At 68.9% G+C, this 2,488-nt stretch carries 3 protein-coding genes and 1 pseudogene; 1 reads left to right on the top strand and 3 read right to left on the bottom strand.

Going from position 1 to position 2,488, the window contains the following annotated elements:
* A pseudogene (locus tag AX690_RS23490) lies at positions 1 to 109 on the top strand (hypothetical protein); the annotation flags it as partial.
* Between the two features lie 33 nt (positions 110 to 142).
* Here the strand turns inward: AX690_RS23490 and AX690_RS00425 are convergent.
* From AX690_RS00425 to AX690_RS00435, 3 genes are all read right to left on the bottom strand, one after another.
* Positions 143 to 1,201, bottom strand: a complete 1,059-nt coding sequence (locus AX690_RS00425) for a mitochondrial fission ELM1 family protein (RefSeq protein ID WP_066680890.1) — start codon at positions 1,199 to 1,201, stop codon at positions 143 to 145.
* A 103-nt stretch (positions 1,202 to 1,304) separates the two neighbouring features.
* The gene (gene greA, locus AX690_RS00430) at positions 1,305 to 1,778 is read right to left on the bottom strand and encodes a transcription elongation factor GreA (protein ID WP_066680888.1); all 474 of its coding nucleotides are present in this window, start codon (positions 1,776 to 1,778) and stop codon (positions 1,305 to 1,307) included.
* Between the two features lie 258 nt (positions 1,779 to 2,036).
* Positions 2,037 to 2,488, bottom strand: a 452-nt coding sequence (locus AX690_RS00435) for a methyl-accepting chemotaxis protein (protein WP_231732061.1), incomplete at its 5' end; no start/stop codon positions are given.

Genomic DNA, 2,488 nt, shown 5'->3' on the forward strand with positions numbered 1-2,488 from the left:
TCCTGCCGAGCCGGCTTCTTCCCCCTCCGTCGGCTTCGCCGACACCTCCCCCGCTAGGGGGAGGATTGGGGCCGCTCCCCCCCCATCACGGACCTTCAGATCTTCCGCTGTGCGCGCGTGAGCTCCGGCGCTCGCCGGCCGGCTAGGCCGGATCGGCCTTGGGCGCTCTCGGCTTGCGCTTGGGCTTCGGCGCCTCGGCCTCCGAAATCTCCACGCCCAGCCGCGCCAGGATCTCGCGGGCGGCGCGGTCGGTCTCGTTGACCGGCTCGTAGGTCCAGCCGTGGAAGGCGCCGCCATAGGGCCGCGCCGCGCCCATGCGCTCAAGCTCCTCGTGGAACAGACGGAACTTCAGGCTGGAGCCGTCCATCTTCAGCACGAAGACCGGCTTGCCCGTCGAGGCCGCCTCGGTGGCCATGTTGGTCGAGTCCTCGGTGACGAGGATGTAGTCGGCGGCCGCCAGGAAGGCGAAGTAGGGATTGGGCCCCTCCCCGTTCCAGATCACGCCCGGCAGATGGCGCAGGCGGGCGGTGATCAGGGCGCGGGCCGGCTCGGGCGTGCGGCGCGAGAAGGTCATCATCAGCGAGCCGCCCTCCTGCTCCAGCGGAATCTGGATGGAGTGGGCGATCTGCGCCGCGCGCTCGCTGGAAAGGTCGAAGGCCTTGGACTTGCCGCCGACCAGCACCGCCACGCGCGGACGCGGCAGCGGGTCGATCAGGCGCTTGAAGGCCTTGGCCTCGCTGGCCAGGCGCTCGGGCGTCACGCGGTGCGGCGAGCCGGTGATCGGCAGGACGTTGTCGCCGGTCAGGCGGTCATGCTTGGGCGGGATCACCAGGTCGAACATGCTGGCCGGGACCCGCGGGTCCTGCACCTGGACGACATAGGTCCTGCCGCCCGACCAGCGCTTGGCGCGGATCGACAGGGGCAAGGTGGCGCGGCCGGCGGCCAGCCAGACGTCTGGCCAGGCCTCGGCGTCCTTTGGCCCCGGGATGTCGCTCTCGGGAGTCAGCCAGCGGCGCGGGAACAGGTTCAGCCACCAGGGCAGCCGGCCGGTGCGGCCCTTCCAGGCGACGCGCTTGACCGTCACCTCGCACGGAGTCAGGCGCGACAAGGCGTCGGCCAGGCCCACGACCTGGGCCTCGATGCCGGCGCGGCCGTCGGACACGGCCCAGACCCTCAGCGGACGTTTCGGCGTTTCGGTCACGTCGTCACCCGGTAAACGAAACAAGGCCGTCCCCTGGCGAAGACGCCCGGAACGGCCTTGTCTAGTTCGGTCAGACTTGTGGCGTCGCTAAGGCGAGCCCGCCTTACAGCCACTCGACCTTGGTGATCTCGTAGGCCTTCACGCCGCCGGGCGTATTGACCTCGACCACCTCGCCGACTTCCTTGCCGATCATCGCACGCGACAGCGGCGAGGACAGCGAGATGCGGCCCGACTTCACGTCGGCCTCGTGGTCGCCGACGATCTGGTAGCGCGCCTCTTCCTCGGTGTCCTCGTCGATCACCGAGACGGTGGCGCCGAACTTGACCTGCTTGCCCGACAGCTTCGAGACGTCGATGACCTGGGCGCGCGCGATCTTGTCCTCGATCTCGGCGATCTGGCCTTCGATCCAGCCCTGACGCTCCTTGGCGGCATGATACTCGGCGTTTTCCGACAGATCGCCGTGCGAGCGCGCCTCGGCGATCGCGGCGATCACCGCCGGTCGTTCGATGGTCTTCAAACGCTTCAGTTCTTCGTCGAGGGTCTGATAACCCCCGACGGTCATCGGCACTTTTTCCATTGCGGATTTTAGCTCGGACGCCTTGGGAGGAAAGACTTCCGGTCACGGGCGCTCGTGACCGGGGGCTGGGAGGATAGGCGCCCGGTTCTGGATAAGCAAGAGGGGCCAAGCTCGTGCTCAAGCTTATGCCCTTGCCTGAAAATCCGAACCTCCCCCACCCACGTCGGGGCCCGGATTCCTCCGGGGCGCCTAAGATTGATGCGTCCTAACGCGGCGCGGCGCCGATCCGTTCCATCGGAAGGAGAGCATTCGCGGCGCCTAGGCCCGCAGCCGCTCCATCGGCGAGGGACCGTGCGGCAGGTCGAACTGGTCGACCAGATCGGCCAGCAGGGCCGCGTCGGCGTTCAGGGTCTGGGTCGCCTCGGAGGTTTCCTCGACCATGCCCGCGTTCTCCTGCAGCACCTGGTCCATCTGGGCGACGGCGCTGTTGACCTGGGCCAGCCCCTGGGCCTGGGCCTGGGCGGAACCGGCGATTTCCGAGACCAGCGCGTCGATCTCCGAGATCTGGGACACCATGCGCTGCAGCGCCTCGCCCGTGCGGGCCACCAGGCCCACCCCGGTCTCGACCTGGCCGGTCGAGGTCGAAATCAGCTGCTTGATCTCCTTGGCCGCCTCGGCGGAGCGCTGGGCCAGAGCCCGCACTTCCTGAGCCACGACCGCGAAACCCTTGCCGCTCTCGCCGGCGCGGGCGGCCTCGACCCCGGCGTTCA

It is taken from the genome of Caulobacter sp. CCH9-E1, assembly GCF_001556515.1.
GTDB lineage: Bacteria > Pseudomonadota > Alphaproteobacteria > Caulobacterales > Caulobacteraceae > Caulobacter.